The organism is Anaeromassilibacillus sp. Marseille-P3371 (genome assembly GCF_900169665.1).
Lineage (GTDB): Bacteria > Bacillota > Clostridia > Oscillospirales > Acutalibacteraceae > Anaeromassilibacillus.
The window spans coordinates 485,407-506,429 of the sequence record NZ_LT835157.1 but is presented as its reverse complement, the minus strand read 5'-3'; the positions used below and the strand labels follow the sequence as shown (position 1 = coordinate 506,429).

The following is a 21,023-nucleotide window of genomic DNA, read 5'->3' as shown; positions in this document are numbered from 1 at the left end:
TCAGCAGGCAGATTCTTTGATTAAAGAGTGTACCACTCTTCCGAAGTATTGGATTCTTCTCAAAATAGTGAGACCACAGCAAGGGATCGTACTCACCAGAACCATGGAGAAAAGAGGTCCATATGGATACAGAGTTTATAAATTTAACATCCGAAAACCTATTACACGAGCATTTGTGCTGTATCATTCGCAGCAGGAAGCCCCATCCGGGGGTGGAAGCAAAGAGACAATGGCTTTCAGACCGGCTTCCAGAGGGTCATGTCTTTCGGAAGTTGAACGAAAAGGCAACCGTCTTTATCGAATATGCGCCTCTCGAAACCGCTTGGGTTCCTGTAGTTGGCGACAACTACTATTACCTATATTGCTTGTGGGTTTCTGGCAGCTACAAAGGAAAAGGGTATGGGAAAGCGCTGATGGAGTATTGTTTCGCGGATGCCAAAGAGAAGGGAAAATCCGGCATTTGTATGCTCGGCGCAAAAAGGCAAAAGACCTGGCTTTCCGATCAAGCATTTGCAAAAGAATTTGGCTTTGAGTGCGTTGATACGGCCGATCCAGGCTATGAACTGCTTGCGTGTTCTTTTGATGGAACAACACCGCGATTCGCCCCAAATGCAAAAATTGGGAAAATTGCAAATCAGGAATTAACCATTTACTATGATATGCAGTGTCCCTATATCCATCAAAGCGTGGAGACCATTCGGCAGTACTGCGCAGCGAATGACGTACCTGTATCGTTTATTCAGGTCGATACATTACAAAAAGCAAAGGAATTGCCCTGTGTATTCAATAATTGGGCCGTGTTTTATAAAGGAAATTTCGAGACCGTGAACCTGCTGGACGTAGCCTATTTAAAGAGAATCCTCAAGAAGTAAATAGACGGTTTGGCGGTTCCCCAAGAAAGCATGGTGTCTGATAAAATCGGTACAGAGGGAAACCCTAAATTGTCTAAAAAAGGCCCTGCATCCAGTGTTCTACACCGGATGCAGGGCCTTTTCTTCTCTTCCACTTTCCATCATCCAAAAGATTTAAAAATCTCAGGATGAACGAATGATCCGCTGTATAACAGGCGATATGCCCATTTTCCAATCGCCAAAGGGTGTATCATTGGCCTGAACAATCAAACAAGCATCCGAAATTACCGCCAAAAGGACTCCCTCAATTGGAACGCTCTCCTTTTAAAGTTTCCATACAAAAAGGGCATACGCCAACAACAGAATATTCTATTTGTATTATTATATATAATATTACGATTCGTATAAAATTTTTGCAAGCAGAGCATTCGAAACTAAAAAACCTTTTCGGGTAAATCGGAACCCTCCCGGCCAACATTCTGTCAGACCTGCATGTGTATAGTTCTGCGCACTGCGTTTCCAACGCGTTGGGAGGGAAATTCCAAAGCGTGCGCTGTATTTTTGATCCTGCAATCCCTCTGTTAATCGGAGTGCCAACATGGCGTATTCTTCCGGACTCCCCGCAGGTATCTCGGCGTCTACGTCCTCTATGGGCGGTTGTCCAGCTAAAAATGCGCGAAGATCGCGCGTTTCATAAAAACGCTTTCCACTTAAGAAGGAGTGTGCTGCAGGGCCAAGTCCCAGATATTCTTCACAATGCCAATATTTCAGATTGTGACGGCTCTCAAAGCCCGGCTTGGCAAAATTGGAGATTTCGTATTGTCTTAAACCATGCCGCTCCAATTCGTCACAGACCGCTTCATACAGAGTACATGCCTCTTCTTCGTCCGGCAATTGCAGCTGCTCTCTGCGCTGATAAAAGGCCGTGTTTGGCTCAATTTTCAAGAGGTAGGCCGACACATGCGGCACTCCTAACTCGGCACAAACGGCCGCCGAACGCTTGGCGCTTTCCACCGTTTGGCCAGGGATACCAAGCATTAGATCCAGGGAAAGGTTGTCGATGCCTACTCTACGCGCAGTCTCTACAGCCTGTACCACCTGTGCAAACGTGTGCCGCCTGCCCAAGAGCTTGAGTTCCCGGTCATCCGCCGACTGCATCCCGATCGATAGGCGATTGCCCCCCTCTGCCCGAAAGCCCTGTAAAAAATCGTCCAGGTCGATACCGGGATTGACCTCTGCGGTTATCTCCGCATCCTGCAAGCCAAAGGAAATTTTCGCTTGTTTTATCAGACGCGCTATCCGGGTTCCCCTCAATAAACTGGGCGTGCCTCCCCCAAAATAGAGAGTGTCCGCCAAACGGCCTAATTTAAACGAATTGTATTGCATTCTTTTAATCATACAATCCGTATATAAATTTAACCATTCCTCAGAGGCATGTATGGAATAGAAATCACAATAGGGACATTTCTTTTCACAAAACGGCACATGCAAATACAGCCCAATCTTACTCATCCAGTTTCAGCACACTCATAAACGCTTCCTGCGGGACCTCGACGGTTCCCAGCTGGCGCATGCGCTTCTTACCTTCCTTCTGCTTCTCGAGCAGCTTCTTCTTTCTGCTAATGTCGCCGCCATAACATTTCGCCAAAACATCCTTGCGCAGCGCTTTGACCGTTTCACGGGCAATAATCCGTCCCCCCACGCAAGCTTGAATCGGCACTTCGAAGAGCTGGCGCGGAATTTTTTCGCGCAGCTTTTCTGCCATTTTGCGTGCACGGGGATATGCCTTGTCCGCATGAATGATAAACGACAATGCATCCACGACTTCGCCATTGAGCATGATGTCCAGTTTGACTAGGTTGCTCTTTTGGTAACCGGCCAGCTCATAGTCAAAGCTGGCATAACCGCGCGTACGCGATTTCAGCGCGTCGAAAAAGTCGTAAATGATCTCATTGAGAGGCAACTCATAGTGAATATCCACACGGTCTGTGTCAATATAATTCATGTCCTTAAAAATACCGCGGCGTTCCTGACAAAGATCCATAATATTGCCCACGTATTCCTTCGGGGTATAGATATGGGCATTGGTGATCGGTTCCTCCGCCTGCGCTATCAACGATGGGTCCGGATAATTGGTCGGGTTGTCGATCGCGATCATCTCTCCGTCCGTCTTTGTGATATGGTAGACAACGCTTGGCGCAGTCGTAATAATGTCCAAATTGTATTCCCGTTCCAGGCGCTCCTGGATAATCTCCATATGCAAAAGCCCCAAAAAACCACAGCGGAATCCAAAGCCCAGCGCGATGGAGGTCTCCGGCTCAAAGGAGAGCGCCGCGTCGTTGAGCTGCAATTTCTCCAGCGCATCCCGCAGATCCGGATATTTCGCTCCATCCGCGGGATAGATCCCACAGAACACCATGGGCTGTACTGCACGGTATCCCGGCAATGGCTCCTTTGCCGGATTGTCCGCCCGGGTAATGGTGTCCCCGACACGCGCTTCACGGACCGCCTTGATCGATGCCGCAATATAACCAACCTCGCCTGCGCGCAGACAGTCCATCGGTTCAAAACTGGTGGCGCGCATGTAGCCGCATTCCACTACCGTAAACTCACTGCCTACACTCATCATACGGATGGTATCGCCGGGGTGAACCGTCCCATCCTTGATGCGCACATGCGCGATGACGCCCTTATAGGCATCGTAGTAGGAATCGAAGATCAATGCGCGCAGAGGGGCGTCTTCCTCGCCCTCGGGCGGTGGAACCTGCTTGACGATTTGTTCCATCACCGCGCCGATATTGGTCCCCATCTTTGCCGAAATACAAGGAGCCTCATCCGCTGGAATACCGATCACGTCCTCAATCTCCTGCCGCACATGTTCTGGCTGGGCACTCGGTAAATCGATCTTATTGATAACTGGCACAATCTCCAATCCCGCATCCACTGCCAAATAGGTGTTGGCCAGAGTCTGGGCCTCAATCCCCTGTGAGGCATCCACCACCAAGACCGCTCCTTCACATGCTGCCAGAGAGCGCGATACCTCATAGTTAAAGTCCACATGACCAGGCGTATCGATCAGATTGAACACATAGTCCTGATCGTCCTTTGCGTGATATACCAATGTAACTGCATGGGCTTTGATCGTGATTCCACGCTCTCTCTCCAAGTCCATGTCGTCCAAAATCTGATCTTCCATGTCGCGCAGCGCGACTGATTTCGTCTGCTCCAATATGCGATCCGCCAACGTACTCTTGCCGTGATCGATGTGGGCAATAATACTAAAATTGCGGATTCGTTCGCGTGGTATTGACAAATGAATCACCCGTTTCCATTTCCTATTAAAATACACGGATAGATTATATCACAGCAACAGCCGAACTTCCAGCACAAGGTATAACCGCAGCTGCTAAATTTTCCTTAACAACGAAAAGGACTTATCTTCCAAACAGGCTTACACGTATACAATTGAGCGTATAGGACATTCCATGCTCACGATAGCAGCGAAGAATCCCTCTAATTTTGCGCGGTATCCAAGTAATTGCCTGGCCAATACGGAAGGACCACGACGCACGAATTGCTTGCAGTTCCTCTAATGGGTCGTAAGATAGCACAGAACGACTTCTACTAGTAGAAGGTGTGGGTTGTTTAAACAAATGCTGCTGAGAAATATACTCTTCAACAGACAAGTCAATTATTTTTTTTAGTTGGCTATATTGCCACTGGTTAAAGAAGTAACTTTGTTCTTTATCCATAATATCTAACTCGTAAAATCCCTTTTCTTTCAGGAAGGAATATACTTGAATGAACGCTTCCTTTTCGTACATCGTTCCCAAATTATAAATACAAGTCCCCATTGCCAAATTGATATATCCCTGCTCCAACTCCTGATAGATATTTAATGTCTGCAGGTTCTCCTTAAGCCGAATAAGAGCTTTATAAAAAGCAAAAGGTTCTTTGCTTTGTGTTGCTTGTAAAGTAGTACTCACATTTCTACGGTAGTTTAAAAGACTCTCATCTAAAATTGAAATCCTATCCGCCAGTGCTAATGCTGTCATTACAAACGCTAGATCATTTGCACTTCTTGTATTCTGAAAATGAAGATTGTGCCGTTCAATAAATCTTCTACAGAATAGTTTGTTCCATGGTGCAGGGGATGTAAACTGAAAAATTTCTTTTGGATTTGTTTTTCGAGAGAATGTCTTTTCACGTTGGCAAATATCTGTCACACAAGTCCAAGGCATCGGAGAAAATTCTCTTGTTACATTATCATACTTTCTAACAGGATAAACACATATATCCGCTTCCGTTGCACAGGCATACGCATAAGTATGAGCTAAAAGTTCTGGCTCAAAAAAGTCGTCTGCATCCAAAAAAAGGTAATACTCTCCTTTAGCAACCTCCATTCCTCGGTTTCGGGCAACTCCTGCATATTGGTTCTGCTGCTGAAGAATTATAAATCTTTTGTCTTTCTTTGCATATTCTTGTAAAATTGCATAAGAGTGATCCGTAGAACCATCGTCCACACAGATAATTTCAAAATCTGTCATCGTCTGACGCAACAAGCTGTCTAAGCACTCCCACAGATAGCGTTCGGCATTATAAACCGGTATAATAACCGATACCTTAGGGTGTTCTAGTTCTAACGCCCCTGCGTCATTTGAATTAAGGTCGTTCATCGACTTTTTCAAATTATTCTTATAAAGCTTTTCACTTTTATTGGACTTACTTAAATCCATATATTTACTAAACAAATATGGAGATAAAAAGTCATCCTTCTTCATAAGTTCTATATCAAACTCTGAAAAAGCCTTCTCTTTTAGTAAACATAATACCTGTTTGTAACTTTCATAATCTTTTTGCTTCTCTAATTCATAAATACAGCTAGATAAGACACAGTTGGAGAAACTTTTGCGAATATGAGAATATATTCCCGCGCTTATTAAAATTTCCTTAACCCTCAAAAAAGCATCCATAAATATCAGTGGGGTACAATTTGGGACTGTCTCTAAGCTTGTTGGAACATTTTTCCTATAATAGTATTTGAACCTCATAGATGATGTTGTAATACGTTCAGCTAAAGCTAATGCAGGTAATGTAAAAACAACATCTTCCGAATGAAGAAATTCTGCAAATTTTAAACGATTCTTTTTAACAAATTCCGATTTACATAATTTATTGCACGCCCCCGGTGAGGTAATATTAAAAATATGGTCTGGAATGTCTTTCCATGAGAAAAAGCTTTTCTTAGGCAAAAGCTTTTCTTCAAGCATCCATGGGCGTGGTGACCGTAAGTGCGTTATCTGGTCGTACGTATCAATAGGAAATAAAACTATATCTGCGTCGACACTTTCCGCTCTTTCATGTGCATCTTTCAATAAATCTGCATCAATAAAGTCATCTGCATCCATAAAAAACAAATATTTCCCGTTTGCTTCCTCTATTCCTCTGTTTCTTGCAACTCCTACTCCACAATTTTGCTGCGAAAATAACTTTACCCTTGAATCTTGTCCTGCATATTGCTCTAATATTTCATGAGAAAAATCGGTTGAACCATCGTCAATGCAAATTACTTCTATCTGATCTAATGTTTGATTTAAAACACTATCTAAACATTCCCACAAGTAACGTTGCGCATTATATACAGGAATAATTACAGAAATTATGGGTGTATCATTCTCTATAATATGACCTTCCCTATTTCTACGCGAAAACATGCTTAAATATAGTTCAAACAAGATTTGATCATAGAGATTCTGTGTCTCCTGTAATGAGCGCAATTGCTCGACAGGTAACTTTTTTTGAATGCGAACCACTGCATCCCACATGGAGAGGATTACTTTTTCTATCTCTACTTCTATGTCTTTTGGAAAAGAATTCCCCTGAATTTCGCGGAGCATCTCGATTACACAATAAAGATAACCCTTTAGATTCTCAGCTGTTTCCGGCTTTGTCATAATAGAAGATTCTCTTACCCGCCTATGATAGTAACAGTTCGATATATGGCTCGCTTTTGCTGCTGCACACACACAAGAAAAGGTAAAAATATTGTCCTCATGAATGATGCCTTCAACAAAACGAATATCAAATGCCCTTAAAAAGTCAGATTTTAGCAACATCAAACAAGGAGACGATCTATATTCGTTATTTTTCGACATTTTTTGAAATAATTCTATGCCACTATATATTTTTTTATAGGTATGCTTTCTTTTATAATAAGTCGAATAAATAATCTTCTCTTTTTTCCATTTTTTCGACTCAAAAACTGCATCTGCATCAAAAAATAAAATATCTAAGTGCATTTCATCTGCCCGCGCTGTCAAAGATTCCAAAGCATCGAATTCTATGAAATCATCGCTATCCAAAAAATAAATGTACTCCCCCTTCGCATAATCCAGTCCTTTATTCCGTGCAGCAGAAAGTCCACCATTTTTTTGATTTATAACCGTGATACGGTTATCTTTCCTTGCATAGCGCTCCAAAATTTCGTCTGAACAATCGGTAGAACCATCATTCACACAAATAATTTCGATATTTACTAATGTCTGATTAACGACACTATCCAAACATTCTGATAAATATTGCTCTACATTGTAAACTGGAATGATGATCGACACTTTGGGAAAACGTTCCATTCTGTCATTACTCCTTAAATCTTCCTACTCTTGAGCCAATTCAGGTCTTTGTTACAGCCTTCTTTGATAAAATATCATAACACACAAATCCTTTTCATGACAATCACCTGTTTCTTTATTCATTCGATCGTTCAAAAATCCATGCATAATGGATTCGTTTTCATGAGAAGTATTCGAAACAAAAGACCAATTATTACAAATGTATTCTCGAAACATCTTAGGACGCGACAATATCAAACTCTGCATAATATATTTCGCCGTCAAACGTATTGCCATAGCGATAGTGCCCCGGCGAAAGGGCATCTGCCCCATAGAAATTGACCGGATGAATCCGGTGTTCGCTGCGGGAGTGAGGATTCGCCAGAATTCCGATGTCATGCCAGGCAGCATCCGGTAAATAGTCTAGCTTCTCCCATTGGCCATTGCCTGTCTGACGTTCCAACCAATAGTTCTCCCCATATCCGACTTCCTTTTCCGTCCCATTATTGATGATGATTACAATTTTCTTCGGGGCGGGCAGAATCGTTCCTTCCTGCACAGAAAGCGAAAAACCATCTGTCACCTTCTCCTCCTCTTCAGAAGAAGGCTGTACCAAGGATGTGGATGTTTCAATTCGATGAGAAACCGTTTCCGGTCCTTGCAGAGAAGTTATCGTGCAGCCAATGAGTGCTGCACAGGCTCCTAACAAAACCGCGGTGCATATTGCCTTTTTCATACAGAGTCCCTCCCTTTCCATTTATAAGGAATACCACCGGTACAAAGAAAATTTTTCAAAAGCTATTCCCCGGTCACTCTCATTGATTTCAAAACGTTCCATGCCGTACGCTTTAGCCTTTTTTTCTAGGCAGCAATCCAATCACATTTTGCATAAAATGGCAGCCCTTTCCTCATACTAATCCATGAGGTGAAACATATGGAATATGTTTGGGCATTCGTTGTCGGCGGAGCGATCTGCGTCGTCGGTCAGCTGTTAATCGATTACACCAAGCTGACTCCAGCCCGTATTTTGGTCCTGTTTGTTACGCTTGGGGTTGTTCTGGGTGGGCTTGGCCTCTATGAGCCTTTGGTCGATTTTGCAGGTGCAGGCGCCACAGTTCCCCTGACGGGATTTGGCTACAATATGGCAAAGGGAACCCTGGAAGCAATCCGGGAAAAAGGATTCCTGGGGATATTTACCGGCGGACTGACGGCGGGCGCAGCGGGAATTGCCGCCGCAGTATTCTTTGGCTATCTCGCTGCGATATTTTCAAAACCCGGAGATAAGAGCTAATCGGTATGTCCGATATGGGAAATATGCGTACCGTGGACTTCGCATCCTACAGGGACGCTTTATCGGCATGCTTTTGTACAAGCTTTTGAAGCATATCTATGAAAAAACACGCCGCGACATTGAACGGTGGCGGAAATTCCGGAAAAGACACAAAAATAAAACGGGCAGGTAGCATACCTGCCCGTATCCTTTCCCGTCCATACGGAAGAAAATCTCCGTCCTCACTGAATGGAGCAATCCAAATAGTGCTCAAGCTCCTCTTCGTCCTTCCGCTTCTTTTCAAAAAAGAGGACAACAGCCACAGCAGCAGCGGCTACAGCTGCAAGAGCAGAAACAATTGTAATAAAAACAGCAAAGTTATTTCCTTTTTTCAATGCGAGCACCTCCATTTGTAAATACAAGCCCGGCAGGCCGGGGAACGCCGCCGCGGCGAGGAGCTTGTTGATACAACCAAATTGTTATCTATATGATAACCGTTTTCCTACAAAAAGTCAAATGAAATTCCCCTTGGAAATGATTTCCCATGCAATATGAGAAAAAGCAGAGCATATGCTCTGCTTTCAGCTTTTCCTCGCGTATTCGACTTAAGCCTGCGCACCGTTCAGCTTGCGAACGAGAGCGGACTTCTTTCTCGCAGCTGCGTTCTTATGCAGAATGCCCTTTGCAGCCGCCTGATCGATCTTCTTCACCGCAACACGGACGGCCTCAGCCTTATTTTCCGCACCGGTCTCTACTGCAAGGTTTGCTTTTTTGATCTCCGTCTTCAGGCTGGAGTTGAATGCTTTATTGATAAGCGTCTTTGTAGCAGTCACCTTCACGCGCTTCTTAGCAGATTTAATATTCGGCATAGTTCCACCTCCTTTGGTGCTGTCATGTAGTTTTTATTCTACCATTAAGGTTCCAAAAAATCAAGCTTTTTCTGAAAAAGCAGCGCCTTTCTACGAAATCACAAAAGGGAGAAATGTATATGGAATACCGTACCGACCTTGCGCTGGAATATACGGAGCCAGCAAGCCAGCGGGTAGAGAAAAAGAAGAATTGTACAATTACACGCATACGAGAAAACGGCGCGGAATATATCACGTTGGAGGTCCCCGCCATTTCGGACCATATCGACAGTGGGGACGAACTTCTGCACCAACTGCGCGATGAACTCCGTGCACTTCTGCCAGAAAAAGGGCTTGTTTTGGTGGCAGGTCTTGGCAATCGAGCGATCACCCCGGATGCTTTGGGACCGCAAACCGCAGAACAGGTTCTCGCAACGCGACACATCCGGGGAGAGATCGCACGGGTCACAGGACTTGACGGCTTGCGCCCTGTCGCAGTGGTCAGCACAGGAGTGTTGGGCTGTACAGGAGTCGAAACCCGCGAGCTCCTGTCCGCACTGGCCCGAGAATTTCAGCCTGCCGCTGTGATCGCAGTCGATGCATTGGCAGCGCGCAGCTTAGGCCGCCTGGGATGTACCATCCAGCTCAGTACCAGTGGCATCTCCCCCGGCTCCGGAGTCAATAACGCCCGTCCCCAGCTCAGCCGGGAAACGCTCGGCGTCCCAGTCGTTGGAATTGGCGTTCCTACTGTGGTGGACGCCGGCACACTTGCCGCTGATCTGCTTGGATACGCCGCTCCTAAAGATAAGGTTGCTCCGCGCGGTGCAAATATGGTGGTTACTCCGCGCGAGATCGATTTGCTCATTGCCCGCGCTGCACGCATGGTCGCCATGGCCATCAATACCGCCTTAAACCCCTCGCTTTCTGTTGAGGAATTCTCCATCCTGGCCAGCTAACCCCATAAAGTTCTCCAAACTGGGGGACGCCATTCACGCCCACTCTCGCTTCTTCTCCAATTGTGCTTTTTTCAAGATGTCCCATTTTTCCACAGGTCTGTATTTCTATGGACCTGCATACACATTAAGAAGCACGGCTACGGTTTTTGTACGTCAAAAGCAGGGCCGAATCGGTTGAATGGCGGGGGAATGCAAAACATGAAAAATTGGCGACAATATGGACGGATGCTTTGTTCTGCAGCGCTTGCCGCTGTGGCAGTATTCTGTACGGCAGCCCGCCTACCGGAACTGCACGCGGGGGATGCCGCGCTCGCAGCGGCGGGATTCATCCTTCCGGGTGGTGCAGCAGAAGCGTTTCGCACAGACTTTTCCGAGGATACCGTCGCCAGCACACCGGCTGTCTCGTCCTCCCAGGCCCCAATCTCTTCTAGTGAACCAGCCAGTTCTTCCAGCACACCGTCTTCCTCCTCCGTTTCCTCAGGTACCGTCAGTGAAACAATCACTGGAAATGTCAAAGAGTTGAGTATCAGCAATTCCGGCATTCAATACGAAAACATGTGGGTCAAAAATACCAATCAAAATCACGATATCGACATTGGCGCTGAATTAGCCAAGGAACCAGCGGTTAAAATGAAAAAGGACGGAACCATCCAAATCCTTATTTACCACACACATACAACCGAGGCGTTCGCGGGTTCTTCCCGCACACAGGACAACTCTCAAAATGTGGTGGCAGTAGGTGAGGAAATCAAAAAACAGCTGGAAGCTGCTGGCTTCGGCGTGGTTCATGACACCACCTGTCATGATTACCCCAGTTATAACGGTGCTTACGACCGCTCTGGCGAAACCATCCAACGAAATCTGGAAAAATATCCAGACATCCAGGTCACATTGGATGTTCACCGCGATGCCATGGGAACGCAGGATGGCATCCGTCTGAAACCCACCGCGATGATCCAGGGGAAGAAAGCTGCCCAAATCATGATTATTTCAGGTTGTGACGATGACGGAACTCTGGGATTCCCCGACTGGGAGTACAATCTTCGCTTAGGAGTCCGCGTTCAAAAAAGCCTCTCCGATCTATACCCAGGGTTGGCGCGCCCCCTCAGCTTCTGCCCCCGTAAATACAACGAGCACATGACAAAAGGCTCTTTACTGGTGGAGTTTGGCACAGAAGTCAATACACTGGAAGAGGTAAAGTACTCCGGGCAGCTCTTCGGAAAAGCCCTGGCAGAAACATTGAACCAACTTACGTAACCCTCGGAAAGGAACAGGACGTATCATGAAACGGAATACAAATGCACGGATCTTTGCCGTCTCATTCTACAGCACGCTTTGTATCTTAGTTTTGGCGATCGGTATTCTGGAAGTGGATTATTATTCGCGTCAGACTGGGTTTGGCGACGACCAAACACTGATTCATACGCTGACCGGATGGGATTTGCACCTCTAGGCAGATTGTTCATAAAAAATTAACCGCTGTATGTAGGCCAGCCGGGCTGGTTCGGTTGCTTTCTCTTCGAAATATGCTATAATTACTTGTAGCCCGCAAATATGCGCAGATTCGGCAAAAAACGCCCCCTTGATTGAAGAGATTTTCCGACCATTCCCTCGACAGGGTCCCGTTGCCCATAGGGAGCCCGCGCCCCTGCCGGTTATCTCAGGAGGTTTCAAATTGAAAAAACATAGTAGAGCGTTGTTGCTCGTTTTTATGATCGTATTCGGTGTGGCGTCCACCTTTGGAACAGTAGCTTTTGCAACCGAGGTCTCCACGGACCCGCAACAGCCCCAACAGACTCAACAACAGGTGATCGGCCGCACTCCGGAATCCGCCCCACCTGCTGTGGAACCGACCCCAGATCCCACCACACCGGTCGTAGACCCGTCACCCGAAACGCCCCCTTCCTCTGAAACACCGTCAGAGGCCCCCTCCACAACATCCACCGCGCCGCCGGTGTCAGAGCCACCTGCTACATCAACACCGCCTGTGGCTCCTCCCTCTTCGCAGGCTACGGCTCCAAGCAGTTCGCAGACGGCCTCCAGAAGACCGTCCACTTCCAGCCGTTCCCGCTCTTCCACACCGGAAGCTTCGTCCAACGCGTCGAGTTCCTCTTCTGAGGCGGAATCTTCCAGCTCAGAATCCTCTAGTTCGATCTCTCTCCCGTCGGTCAGTGTGCCGGATGATAGCAGCTTGCTTCCATCCTCCAGTATGGCGCCCACCTCAAACCGCACGGTCAATTGGATTGGTATCATCGCATGGGTATGTATCGGACTGGGCGTTGTAGTGGTTGTGATTGTCATTTTGAGCAACCGGAGGCCACCGCGCGGCGGCAGTGGCCGCAAGCGTTATCGTCGTCCGAAACGCCGTAAAAAGCATCTATTGAACGACAAATATTATCGCAATTTGAAATATTAAGCAATTGAGGGTGTCCCAAAAGTCATGAAATGACGGAAGGATACCCTCATTTTTTAGGAACTCAGATATTTTTCCAGACAGAAGGAGGATGCCCCAAAACTATGAACTTAAAAATTCACAGTTTTGGGGCACTCTCCTTCTCTATAGCAGTTGAAAAAATGAATCTTTTCTACAAAAATTTATTTATATAATCCAAATTTTCTGTTCTTCTTTATGCGATACCAGTAATTATCTCATTTTAATTCTATGTTCATTTAGCCACCATTTGGTTGCAAAAGCGTATCTTCTATGCTACAAAATAGTAGCATAGAGAAAGAAGGTGGGGCCATGTTTTTCCAACGCATTGAGGACTTACGAATCGACCACGATAAGACACAGCAGGAGATTGCCGATGTATTAAGCTGCAAGCGGGAGGTCTACCGCCGTTACGAAAAGGGCATTCGCGAGATCCCTGTCTGGGCTGTGCTGAAATTGGCAAAATACTACCACGTATCAACCGATTATATTCTGGGACTGAGCGACCAGAAAGGAGAGGCATATGAGTAAAAAAGTCATTTTCTTTGATATAGATGGCACACTGCTTTCCTCACACAATGAGCGGTATTTTTATGTGGAACCCAGCGCTCTGGAAGCGTTGAAACAGTTAAAGCAAAATGGACATATTGTCGCTATTTCTTCTGGAAGACCAGAACTCTTTATTCATAAATATTTTCCCGGCATCTTCTCCAACTATGTGGCGATGAACGGCGCCCATGTGGTGGTGGATGGAAAAACGGTCTTTGAAGAGTGCTTTTCTCCGGATGAAATCCGGAAGTACATTGAATATTTCGACCGCTATGGCTGCTGGTACAATTTTGTAGGGAACACCCGGGGATGGGCTCGCCATGTTCCAGAGGAACAAATCGAGCCGTTAAACGAAAGCTATGGCATGCCCGGTTATCTACAGACCGACTGGGAGCCGGAAGACGTTCACGCCAGCCTGATCGATTTTGTTTTTCAGGACGAGGCGCATTATCTCCGGTGCAAACCAGCCTTCCAAAAGCCGATGGTTCTGAATAAGCATCCCGGCAGCCTGGCCGCAGATCTTTCCTTCCAGGGAAAAGACAAGTCCCGTGGCGTACAGATCTTTCTGAAGGAGGCTGGGATTTCGCCGGAGGATGCTTATGCCATTGGAGATGGATACAACGACATCACCATGATGAAAGTCGTGGGCCATTCCATCGCAATGGGCAATGCAGTGGAGGATCTAAAGAACGTGGCGGAATACGTAACCGCTGGTATTGACGACGATGGCATTTATAAAGCCTGCAAACATTATCAGCTGTTCTGAAGAATGATGCCTAAAGGGTTGCAGGCGCCGAGCACAAAGAGTATGCAGCCAAGGTTCTTCCCGCAATCTGCATCATGGAATGCTTTGCGCCCAAACCCCTTATTCCAATGTTCTTACACCCACACAAGAAGGGATGCCGGAGATGTGCATATGCACATCTCCGGCATCCCTTCCGAACTTTACCGGTCTTTGGGTTCGGCATTCTGCCTGGTTTCCCTCTTCCGGCGAGAACGCAACTCTTTGAAGAAGGCGGTCAACAATTTCGCGCACTCATCTTCCAACACGCCGCCGGTGACACCCGGCGCATGGTTATACGGCAATGCGAAGAGGTTCACTACGGAACCACAGGAACCCGCCTTTTGGTCTTTCGCGCCAAATACCACGCGCGGAATTCGCGCATTGATAATTGCACCGGCGCACATAGGGCAGGGCTCCAATGTCACATACAGCGTACACTGCCACAGGCGCCAGCCTCCCAATGCACGGCAAGCCCCATCGATTGCCTCCAACTCCGCATGGCAAAGTGCATTTTTCCCGACCTCCCGCCGGTTTCGTCCGCGCGCAATCACACGATCCTGATAGACGATCACCGCCCCGACGGGAACCTCTCCTTCCGCAGCGGCCTCCCGGGCAAGTTCCAAGGCCTCCCGCATGAATGCTTCGTCACGATTTTCCAGAAGAAACCCTCCCCGGCATCATAGATACATCATCAGCACACAGGACAGGGCACAGTAGCCAAATAGAACCAAGCCTCCTGGATTGACGATCATATGGAGAAATTTTTGTCCTATCGTCAGCGCACAAGCCGTTCGGGACACACGGAAAAAACCCTTTCTACGTACAGCTAGAAATACGACGGAGCCGATACCCAGGAGAATCCAAGCAGCAAAGGCGATCAGATAGACTGTATTCGCCAAGAGATCTCCCTGATACCATTGCAGAAGGGTAATCGCAGCCGATAGACCATTATTGAGAAAATGAATCGCTATGGATACCCAAAGATTTCCGGTCTTAACCACTACAAAGGCTAACGCCAGACCGCAAAGAAAGGCAAATGGCAGCTGAATCAAGTTCCCGTGGAACATGCCGAATAAAAACGCGGAACCAACAATGGCAAAGCCATCCCCGAACCGCCGGAGGCCATGCAGCACTGCGCCGCGGAAAACCAACTCTTCTACAAGTGGTGGAATTACCGCGAGCGAAATAAAATATAGCGCCTGAATGGACGGTTCTCCGGTGAGTGGAGAATCCGGCAAAGTCCCACTGTAGCCTGCCCACTCCAAAAAGTCCGCCATCCAATTCGCTGGAAAATTCGCCAGCATACACACACCCATTCCCAGAAAAACACACGCCAGCGCTGTGGAAAATGGTGTCTTTTCAAACAGCAGGACCCTCTGTAATGGCTGCCGCTTGATCGCCAGATACAAAAGCGGCGGCAAGGCAAACGCCAAAATATAAGTGACGCCATTGACCAGGTAATACAGCAGGGACGTATACCCGCCGAACTGGAGTTCTCCCTGCCAACGGTACCCCACCATTCGCAAAAAACCGTTTTCTACGGACGGCAAAACCGCCATCAGCAAAACGACCAACAGAAGCATCCAGCTCAGGCCGCTCGCCGTTTTTCGAAGCATATGTTTTTCTTCACGTCTTTGCTCGTAAAACGGGTCCATTCTAGCCTGTGGATAGGGGATATACGGATCATTTTGTTGCGGTAGATATGGATGATAATTGGTCAATTTTAGCCCCCCTTTGGACAGTAACAACCTGCTTTTAAATAAAACGTATTATAGCACACCCGGCGCCATACCGCAAGTTGTAGAAGATGTTCCCGCATCGCCCGCGTAGAAGGACCGTTTGATCCCATCTCTGTAAACATCTTGTCAAACCTTGACCCATCCGGCGATGCAGTGGTAAAATCGGAACGGCAATGTTTTCGCTTCATCCGCCGGAACATATAGACAGAAAGGGTGTTGACTCAAATGTACCAGGGCGCAGTATTTTTCGACGCAGATGGCACGCTGATCGATGGGCCGTCTGGGATTTTTGCTCCCACTGAAAAGACGAAAGAGGCAATCGCACAGTTGCGCGAACAGGGATTTCTCACCGTTCTCGCCACTGGGCGTTCCCAGTGTTATGTGCTCCCCAGCCTCCTTTTGTTTGACTGTTATATCACCGCCAATGGCGCGCGTTCGGAAGCGGGCGGTACGGTGATTCACAATCAGACCATTGCACCTGAGGCATTGCGCACCCTTGTTACCTATCTCGATATGGTGGGAATCAATTCGGTTCTGGAGGAACCGGAGTATTGTTATTGCCGGGATCTCTCTGAAGAATCCTTTCAGGGGATGATGCGTAAATATGCGTTCCCCATCGATCGGTTTCTTCCCCTGCAATCGCTCGAAGGCCTGCACATTAATAAGCTGATGGTCACTTACGACTGTGTGGACAAGCGGGACCGGTTTTTACACGATTTTAGCGACCGGTATGACATCACAGATCAACCCGGCAATCAGGCATGCGACGTCGGACAACATGGTATTTCCAAGGGCCTGGGCGTGAAAAACGTTTTAGAGTACTTTCAGATTCCGCGGGAACATGCCTATGCATTTGGCGATGCGGACAACGACTACGATATGTTTTGCAGCGTCGGGACCGGGATCGCCATGGGGCGCCATACCGCAAAACTAGGGCAGGTATCGTGTATGGTCACCGGAACGGTCCAGCAGGATGGTATTCACTCGGCGTTACAAAAACTCCATTTGATTTAAAGAAACGCGAAACGAACGATTCCAGAATGATTCTAGTTTCGTCATACAAAGAGGCGCCCAGAACGCGGTCCACTTGACCGGGTTTTGGGCGTCTTTGTTGTTTTGCTCCTGCTTGGAAGATCGAATAAGCCCCGATTGCGCAATCTGGTCTTACCGCTTACAAGGCACGAACCAGCCGGACGATCAAGTCCGCACAGGGTTCCACACCAATCAGACCGCTGTCCAGGGATAGATGGTAATTCTGTGACATTCCCCACTCCCGGTCCGTATAATGGCGGTAATAGAGGCGCCGTTTTCGATCCTTTTCTTCCAATCGTTTTTCCGGACTCTTTTCCGATTCCCCATACAAACGGACAATCCGTTGAGCCCTTGTTCCCAGATCTGCATGTACGAATACGTGGAAGCAATCGTCTCGCTCCCGCAGGATGTAATCGGCGCAACGACCTACAATTACACAGGGCCCCTTCTCCGCCAACTGATGAATCACCTTGTTTTGCATGGCCCAGAGAAAGTCTTCTGTGGACATGCTATTCATCGCGCCTTGGGTCCCCCGCGTAGAAAAAGCGTATGCAAACCAATTCTTGTTGGGCGCATCTTCGCTTTCTTGCTCCACATATTGTTCGTCAAAACCGGTTTCCAGCGCGATCTTTTTTACCAGTTCCTTGTCATAAAACGCCACGCCGAGTTGCCGCGCAACCAACCGTCCTATACTTCTTCCACCGCTACCGAACTCACGGCTGATGGTGGCAATGCGCTTTTGCATTCCTCGGATTCCTCCTTTCGGCGGATGGACTTGGATTCCATTCCGATCAGTAAAATCGTGAGTAAAAAGGACAATACGTCTGCCACAGGGGCCGCCCACAGCATCCCTGTCACGCCAAAAAGCGAGGACAGGATCACCACGCCGGGTACCAAAAATACCACATCCCTGGACAAGGAGAGTACGGTCGCTTTGACCGGCTTGCCGATCGCCTGCAGAAAGATGCTGCTGGCCTTCTGAATACAACACAAAAGAATGCCTCCTAGATAGATACGGAAACAGAGATTTGCATATTCGTTGTATAAGTCACTCTCGCTGCCAAATAGGTGCACAATCACCTGCGGACAACATTCAAACAGCAACATGGAGATCGCTCCTACCGCGATGTTCGCCAGAATCACCAACCGGTACACAGAGAATACCCTCCTAAAATTGCCCGCTCCATAGTTGTATCCGATGACCGGCTGGCCTCCCACGGCAATTCCCACAGAAAATGCAATCACAATGCCAAACACTTTCATCACGATTCCCACCGCAGAGAGAGGAATATCCGCTCCATAAGGAGACTGCGGCCCTTGAAGAACAATCATGTTGTTCGCTACACTGATAATGACAACGATGGCAATCTGCGTGATAAAACTGGAAACGCCAAGTTGACAAATTCTTCGTGCAATCCGGCTGTGCAACCGAAAACTCTGCTTTTGAAAACGGAAGGATTTGGGCTTGTGAAAATACGCCGCCGTCATGATGCAGGAAGCAATCTGTCCAATAATGGTGGCAATTGCGGCGCCTTTGACCCCCATATGAAAAATGAAGATCGAAACTGGATCTAAAATCAGATTGATGACGGCCCCTAACACAGTTGCAACCATCGAATATCCTGGTGACCCATCCGCACGGATTGCCGCATTCATCCCCGATGTAAAAATATAGAATGGAATCCCCAGCAATATAATCCGCATGTAGTCCCAAGCATATGCATAACACGCCTCTGTCACGCCGAACAGATGTAGGATGGGATCTGTGAACACAAGGCCGATAATCATCAATACAATCCCCACCACGGCCGACAAAACAATGCCATTTCCGATGCATCGGTGACTGGTCTCTTGATCTCCGCTTCCCAGAGACAAACTCAGAAATGCAGCGCTGCCGTCCCCAACCAAAAGGGCTAGGGCCAATGCCACCACCGTAAATGGATAGACCACATTGGTAGCTGCATTTCCGAGATACCCCACGCTCTGCCCGATGAAGATCTGATCCACAATGTTGTACAAAGCGCTTACCAGCATGGACAGCACACACGGGATCGAAAACTTCAAAAGTAGTTTTCCAACCGGCGCTGCTGCAAGGTATGCGTTTGCATCCTGTCTTGTTTCCGACATTCTGTACTCTCCTTCACTATAAAAATACTTTTCTCGGCGTATGGGTCCGGGAAAGCAATTCCCACTTGTTCTGCCACATCCATCCGACTTTTCTGAGGAAGGCAACAAAAAAACGTGTCATCTAAAAACGGAAAACCGTCATAGACAACACGCTATCAGGAGCTGGACTTACATCTATATCGAGTTTTAGATGGAACACATCCATTTTACCGAAACGCCGACCCTTTTATTATAATGGAACTTTTTTCGCAATGTAAGCAAAAATTGCATCTTATTAAATCTTTGTGCATCCTTTCGCATACGAGGCTGGCTCCTTTTTGGCGTCCTGCACAAAACTCAAAGAAACTTCTTTTTCCGGAAAATCCATATGCAAACGCCAACAACCAAAGCGCTGAACAAAATAACGAGTGGATACCCAAATGACCAGTGCAACTCTGGCATATTGGCAAAATTCATTCCATACCAGCCGGCAATTAAGGAGAGCGGCAAAAAGACAGTCGTCACCACCGTGAGCACCTTCATAATCTGATTCTGTTTGATGTCCACCTGGGCCTGGTAGACCTCGCGTACCTGTATCGAATAGTCGCGCAAAAGCTGGACATTATTGCAGAGCCGCTCCGTACGTTTTGTAAAAAGTTTAAAATATCGAAGCTCTGTCTCTGTAAAAAAACCATTTTCATTTTCCTGAAATGCTTCTCCCAGATCGATCAACTGCTCATAATAGCTGTGCAGGTACAAAAGCTCTTTTCGCATAGCCATCATTCGGTGGTTAAAGCCGTCAAAATCTCCGTTCAAAACCGCATCTTCCATATGAGTGAGCTGTTCCTCCAACTCTTCAAGGAACAAGAGATCCGGCCCGATCAGGTATTCCAGAAAATCATAAAGTACGCGGGCAAACGTGGGATTCCGCCATTTTTTACGTACGTACAGCTGGTGCAGCGCTCGCTCTGCCACACCGCTTTCATCCACCAGTACCAGGAAATTGTCCTGCACATAGAAGCCAACCGGAATGTGCCTGTTGTTTTGGACTTTCTCCCGCCGGACCGGAATGTACAGTGTGCCGAACAGATACTGGCTGTGAACCTCTGTCTTGGTCATACGGATATGCCCGCACTCCCGCACCGTACGGGCATTCAATCCCATACGGGTTCCCTCTTTTTCCAATTCCTGTTGGGAAAGCACAGCCACATACGGCTGGTCGAGCCGCTTAGGGCATGCCTGTATCTTTTCCATCCGTTCTCCCAGTTGGTAGTACATCCGCCCTTCCCTCCAAACTTTAGAGATTCCTTCCGATCCATGTATAAAACATCCGGTACTTTAGAGCGTTGTCTTAAGAAAACCTGTAGGGGCGGCTAACAACCTGCCTACGGAAGATTGCTATTCGTGTCCTACTCAGGTTTTTTCCATCTCAACGTGCCTTTTAGGGCGTTGTTTTAAGAAAACCTGTAGGGGCGGCTAACAACCTGCCTACGGAAGATTGCTATTCGTGTCCTACTCAGGTTTTTTCCATCTCAACGCGCCTTTTAGGGCGTTGTTTTAAGAAAACCTGTAGGGGCGGCCAACAGCCTGCCTACGGAAGATTGCTATTCGTGTCCTACTCAGGTTTTTTCAATCTCAATGCGCCTTTTAGGGCGTTGTTTTAAGAAAACCTGTAGGGGCGGCTAACAATCCGCCTAGGGAAGATTGCTATTCGCGTCCCACTCAGGTTTTTTCGATCTCAACGTGCCTCTTAAAGCGTTGTCTTAAGAAAACCTGTAGGGGCGGCTAACAACCTGCCTACGAAAGATTGCTATTCGCGTCCCACTCAGGTTTTTTCGATCTCAAC

At 47.3% G+C, this 21,023-nt stretch carries 20 protein-coding genes; 8 read left to right on the top strand and 12 right to left on the bottom strand.

The features are described from left to right. Window positions 1-122 precede the first annotated feature (122 nt). Window positions 123-872, top strand: coding sequence for a GNAT family N-acetyltransferase (locus B9Y59_RS01465; protein WP_085531361.1), 750 nt, complete (start codon window positions 123-125; stop codon window positions 870-872). A gap of 372 nt (window positions 873-1,244) precedes the next feature. Here B9Y59_RS01465 and hemW read toward each other — a convergent pair whose 3' ends face one another. The 4 genes from hemW to B9Y59_RS01445 form a co-directional block, all read right to left on the bottom strand. Beyond that, window positions 1,245-2,363 (bottom strand): radical SAM family heme chaperone HemW, encoded by a 1,119-nt coding sequence (hemW, locus tag B9Y59_RS01460; RefSeq protein WP_085531359.1) that lies wholly within the window; start codon window positions 2,361-2,363, stop codon window positions 1,245-1,247. Continuing rightward, window positions 2,356-4,164, bottom strand: a complete 1,809-nt coding sequence (gene lepA / locus B9Y59_RS01455) for a translation elongation factor 4 (protein ID WP_085534437.1) — start codon at window positions 4,162-4,164, stop codon at window positions 2,356-2,358. The genes hemW and lepA overlap by 8 nt, the downstream gene beginning before the upstream one ends. Window positions 4,165-4,285: 121 nt before the next feature. Next, window positions 4,286-7,483, bottom strand: coding sequence for a glycosyltransferase family 2 protein (locus tag B9Y59_RS01450; RefSeq protein ID WP_085531357.1), 3,198 nt, complete (start codon window positions 7,481-7,483; stop codon window positions 4,286-4,288). Window positions 7,484-7,700: 217 nt separating this feature from the next. After that, the gene (locus B9Y59_RS01445) at window positions 7,701-8,198 is read right to left on the bottom strand and encodes an immunoglobulin-like domain-containing protein (protein WP_085531355.1); all 498 of its coding nucleotides are present in this window, start codon (window positions 8,196-8,198) and stop codon (window positions 7,701-7,703) included. Window positions 8,199-8,396: 198 nt separating this feature from the next. Between B9Y59_RS01445 and spoVAE the strand changes: the two genes are divergently transcribed. After that, window positions 8,397-8,753, top strand: a complete 357-nt coding sequence (gene spoVAE, locus B9Y59_RS01440; RefSeq protein WP_054323789.1) for a stage V sporulation protein AE — start codon at window positions 8,397-8,399, stop codon at window positions 8,751-8,753. 221 nt (window positions 8,754-8,974) lie between these two features. Here spoVAE and B9Y59_RS15960 read toward each other — a convergent pair whose 3' ends face one another. Both B9Y59_RS15960 and rpsT read right to left on the bottom strand, forming a co-directional pair. Continuing rightward, the gene (locus B9Y59_RS15960; protein ID WP_162838196.1) at window positions 8,975-9,127 is read right to left on the bottom strand and encodes a hypothetical protein; all 153 of its coding nucleotides are present in this window, start codon (window positions 9,125-9,127) and stop codon (window positions 8,975-8,977) included. 210 nt (window positions 9,128-9,337) lie between these two features. Continuing rightward, complete coding sequence (rpsT, locus tag B9Y59_RS01435) at window positions 9,338-9,601, bottom strand: 30S ribosomal protein S20 (RefSeq protein WP_054323790.1); 264 nt, start codon at window positions 9,599-9,601, stop codon at window positions 9,338-9,340. Between the two features lie 119 nt (window positions 9,602-9,720). Between rpsT and gpr the strand changes: the two genes are divergently transcribed. The 3 genes from gpr (at window position 9,721) to B9Y59_RS15595 (ending at window position 11,989) form a co-directional block, all read left to right on the top strand. Further along, window positions 9,721-10,536: a GPR endopeptidase gene (gene gpr / locus B9Y59_RS01430; RefSeq protein ID WP_054323791.1), complete on the top strand. Its 816-nt coding sequence runs from the start codon at window positions 9,721-9,723 to the stop codon at window positions 10,534-10,536. Window positions 10,537-10,734: 198 nt separating this feature from the next. Further along, window positions 10,735-11,793 carry a stage II sporulation protein P gene (gene spoIIP / locus B9Y59_RS01425; RefSeq protein WP_242967175.1) on the top strand — a complete coding sequence of 353 codons (1,059 nt, stop codon included), beginning with the start codon at window positions 10,735-10,737 and terminating at the stop codon, window positions 11,791-11,793. Between the two features lie 25 nt (window positions 11,794-11,818). Further along, window positions 11,819-11,989, top strand: coding sequence for a hypothetical protein (locus B9Y59_RS15595; RefSeq protein WP_153802345.1), 171 nt, complete (start codon window positions 11,819-11,821; stop codon window positions 11,987-11,989). A 344-nt stretch (window positions 11,990-12,333) separates the two neighbouring features. Here B9Y59_RS15595 and B9Y59_RS01415 read toward each other — a convergent pair whose 3' ends face one another. Continuing rightward, entirely contained in the window at window positions 12,334-12,837 is a 504-nt protein-coding gene (locus tag B9Y59_RS01415; protein ID WP_158088908.1) for a hypothetical protein, read from the bottom strand. A 442-nt stretch (window positions 12,838-13,279) separates the two neighbouring features. Between B9Y59_RS01415 and B9Y59_RS01410 the strand changes: the two genes are divergently transcribed. Continuing rightward, the gene (locus B9Y59_RS01410; protein ID WP_054323794.1) at window positions 13,280-13,498 is read left to right on the top strand and encodes a helix-turn-helix domain-containing protein; all 219 of its coding nucleotides are present in this window, start codon (window positions 13,280-13,282) and stop codon (window positions 13,496-13,498) included. Then, window positions 13,491-14,282 (top strand): Cof-type HAD-IIB family hydrolase, encoded by a 792-nt coding sequence (locus tag B9Y59_RS01405; protein WP_054323795.1) that lies wholly within the window; start codon window positions 13,491-13,493, stop codon window positions 14,280-14,282. Before B9Y59_RS01410 ends, B9Y59_RS01405 begins: the two co-directional genes overlap by 8 nt. A 179-nt stretch (window positions 14,283-14,461) precedes the next feature. Here B9Y59_RS01405 and tadA read toward each other — a convergent pair whose 3' ends face one another. After that, on the bottom strand, window positions 14,462-14,959 hold the full coding sequence (gene tadA / locus B9Y59_RS01400) for a tRNA adenosine(34) deaminase TadA (RefSeq protein ID WP_256366522.1): 498 nt from the start codon (window positions 14,957-14,959) through the stop codon (window positions 14,462-14,464). 18 nt (window positions 14,960-14,977) lie between these two features. Then, the gene (locus tag B9Y59_RS01395; RefSeq protein ID WP_085531349.1) at window positions 14,978-16,021 is read right to left on the bottom strand and encodes a CPBP family intramembrane glutamic endopeptidase; all 1,044 of its coding nucleotides are present in this window, start codon (window positions 16,019-16,021) and stop codon (window positions 14,978-14,980) included. Window positions 16,022-16,264: 243 nt separating this feature from the next. Here B9Y59_RS01395 and B9Y59_RS01390 point away from each other — a divergent pair, with 243 nt between their 5' ends. After that, entirely contained in the window at window positions 16,265-17,053 is a 789-nt protein-coding gene (locus B9Y59_RS01390; protein ID WP_085531347.1) for an HAD-IIB family hydrolase, read from the top strand. Between the two features lie 157 nt (window positions 17,054-17,210). Here B9Y59_RS01390 and B9Y59_RS01385 read toward each other — a convergent pair whose 3' ends face one another. From B9Y59_RS01385 to B9Y59_RS01375, 3 genes are all read right to left on the bottom strand, one after another. Next, a complete protein-coding gene (locus B9Y59_RS01385; protein ID WP_085531345.1) occupies window positions 17,211-17,816 on the bottom strand; it encodes a cytidylate kinase-like family protein in 606 nt (201 codons plus the stop codon). Beyond that, window positions 17,759-19,198 carry an MATE family efflux transporter gene (locus B9Y59_RS01380; RefSeq protein ID WP_085531343.1) on the bottom strand — a complete coding sequence of 480 codons (1,440 nt, stop codon included), beginning with the start codon at window positions 19,196-19,198 and terminating at the stop codon, window positions 17,759-17,761. The genes B9Y59_RS01385 and B9Y59_RS01380 overlap by 58 nt, the downstream gene beginning before the upstream one ends. Before the next feature lie 336 nt (window positions 19,199-19,534). After that, window positions 19,535-20,455: a magnesium transporter CorA family protein gene (locus B9Y59_RS01375; protein WP_085531341.1), complete on the bottom strand. Its 921-nt coding sequence runs from the start codon at window positions 20,453-20,455 to the stop codon at window positions 19,535-19,537. Window positions 20,456-21,023: the final 568 nt, after the last annotated feature.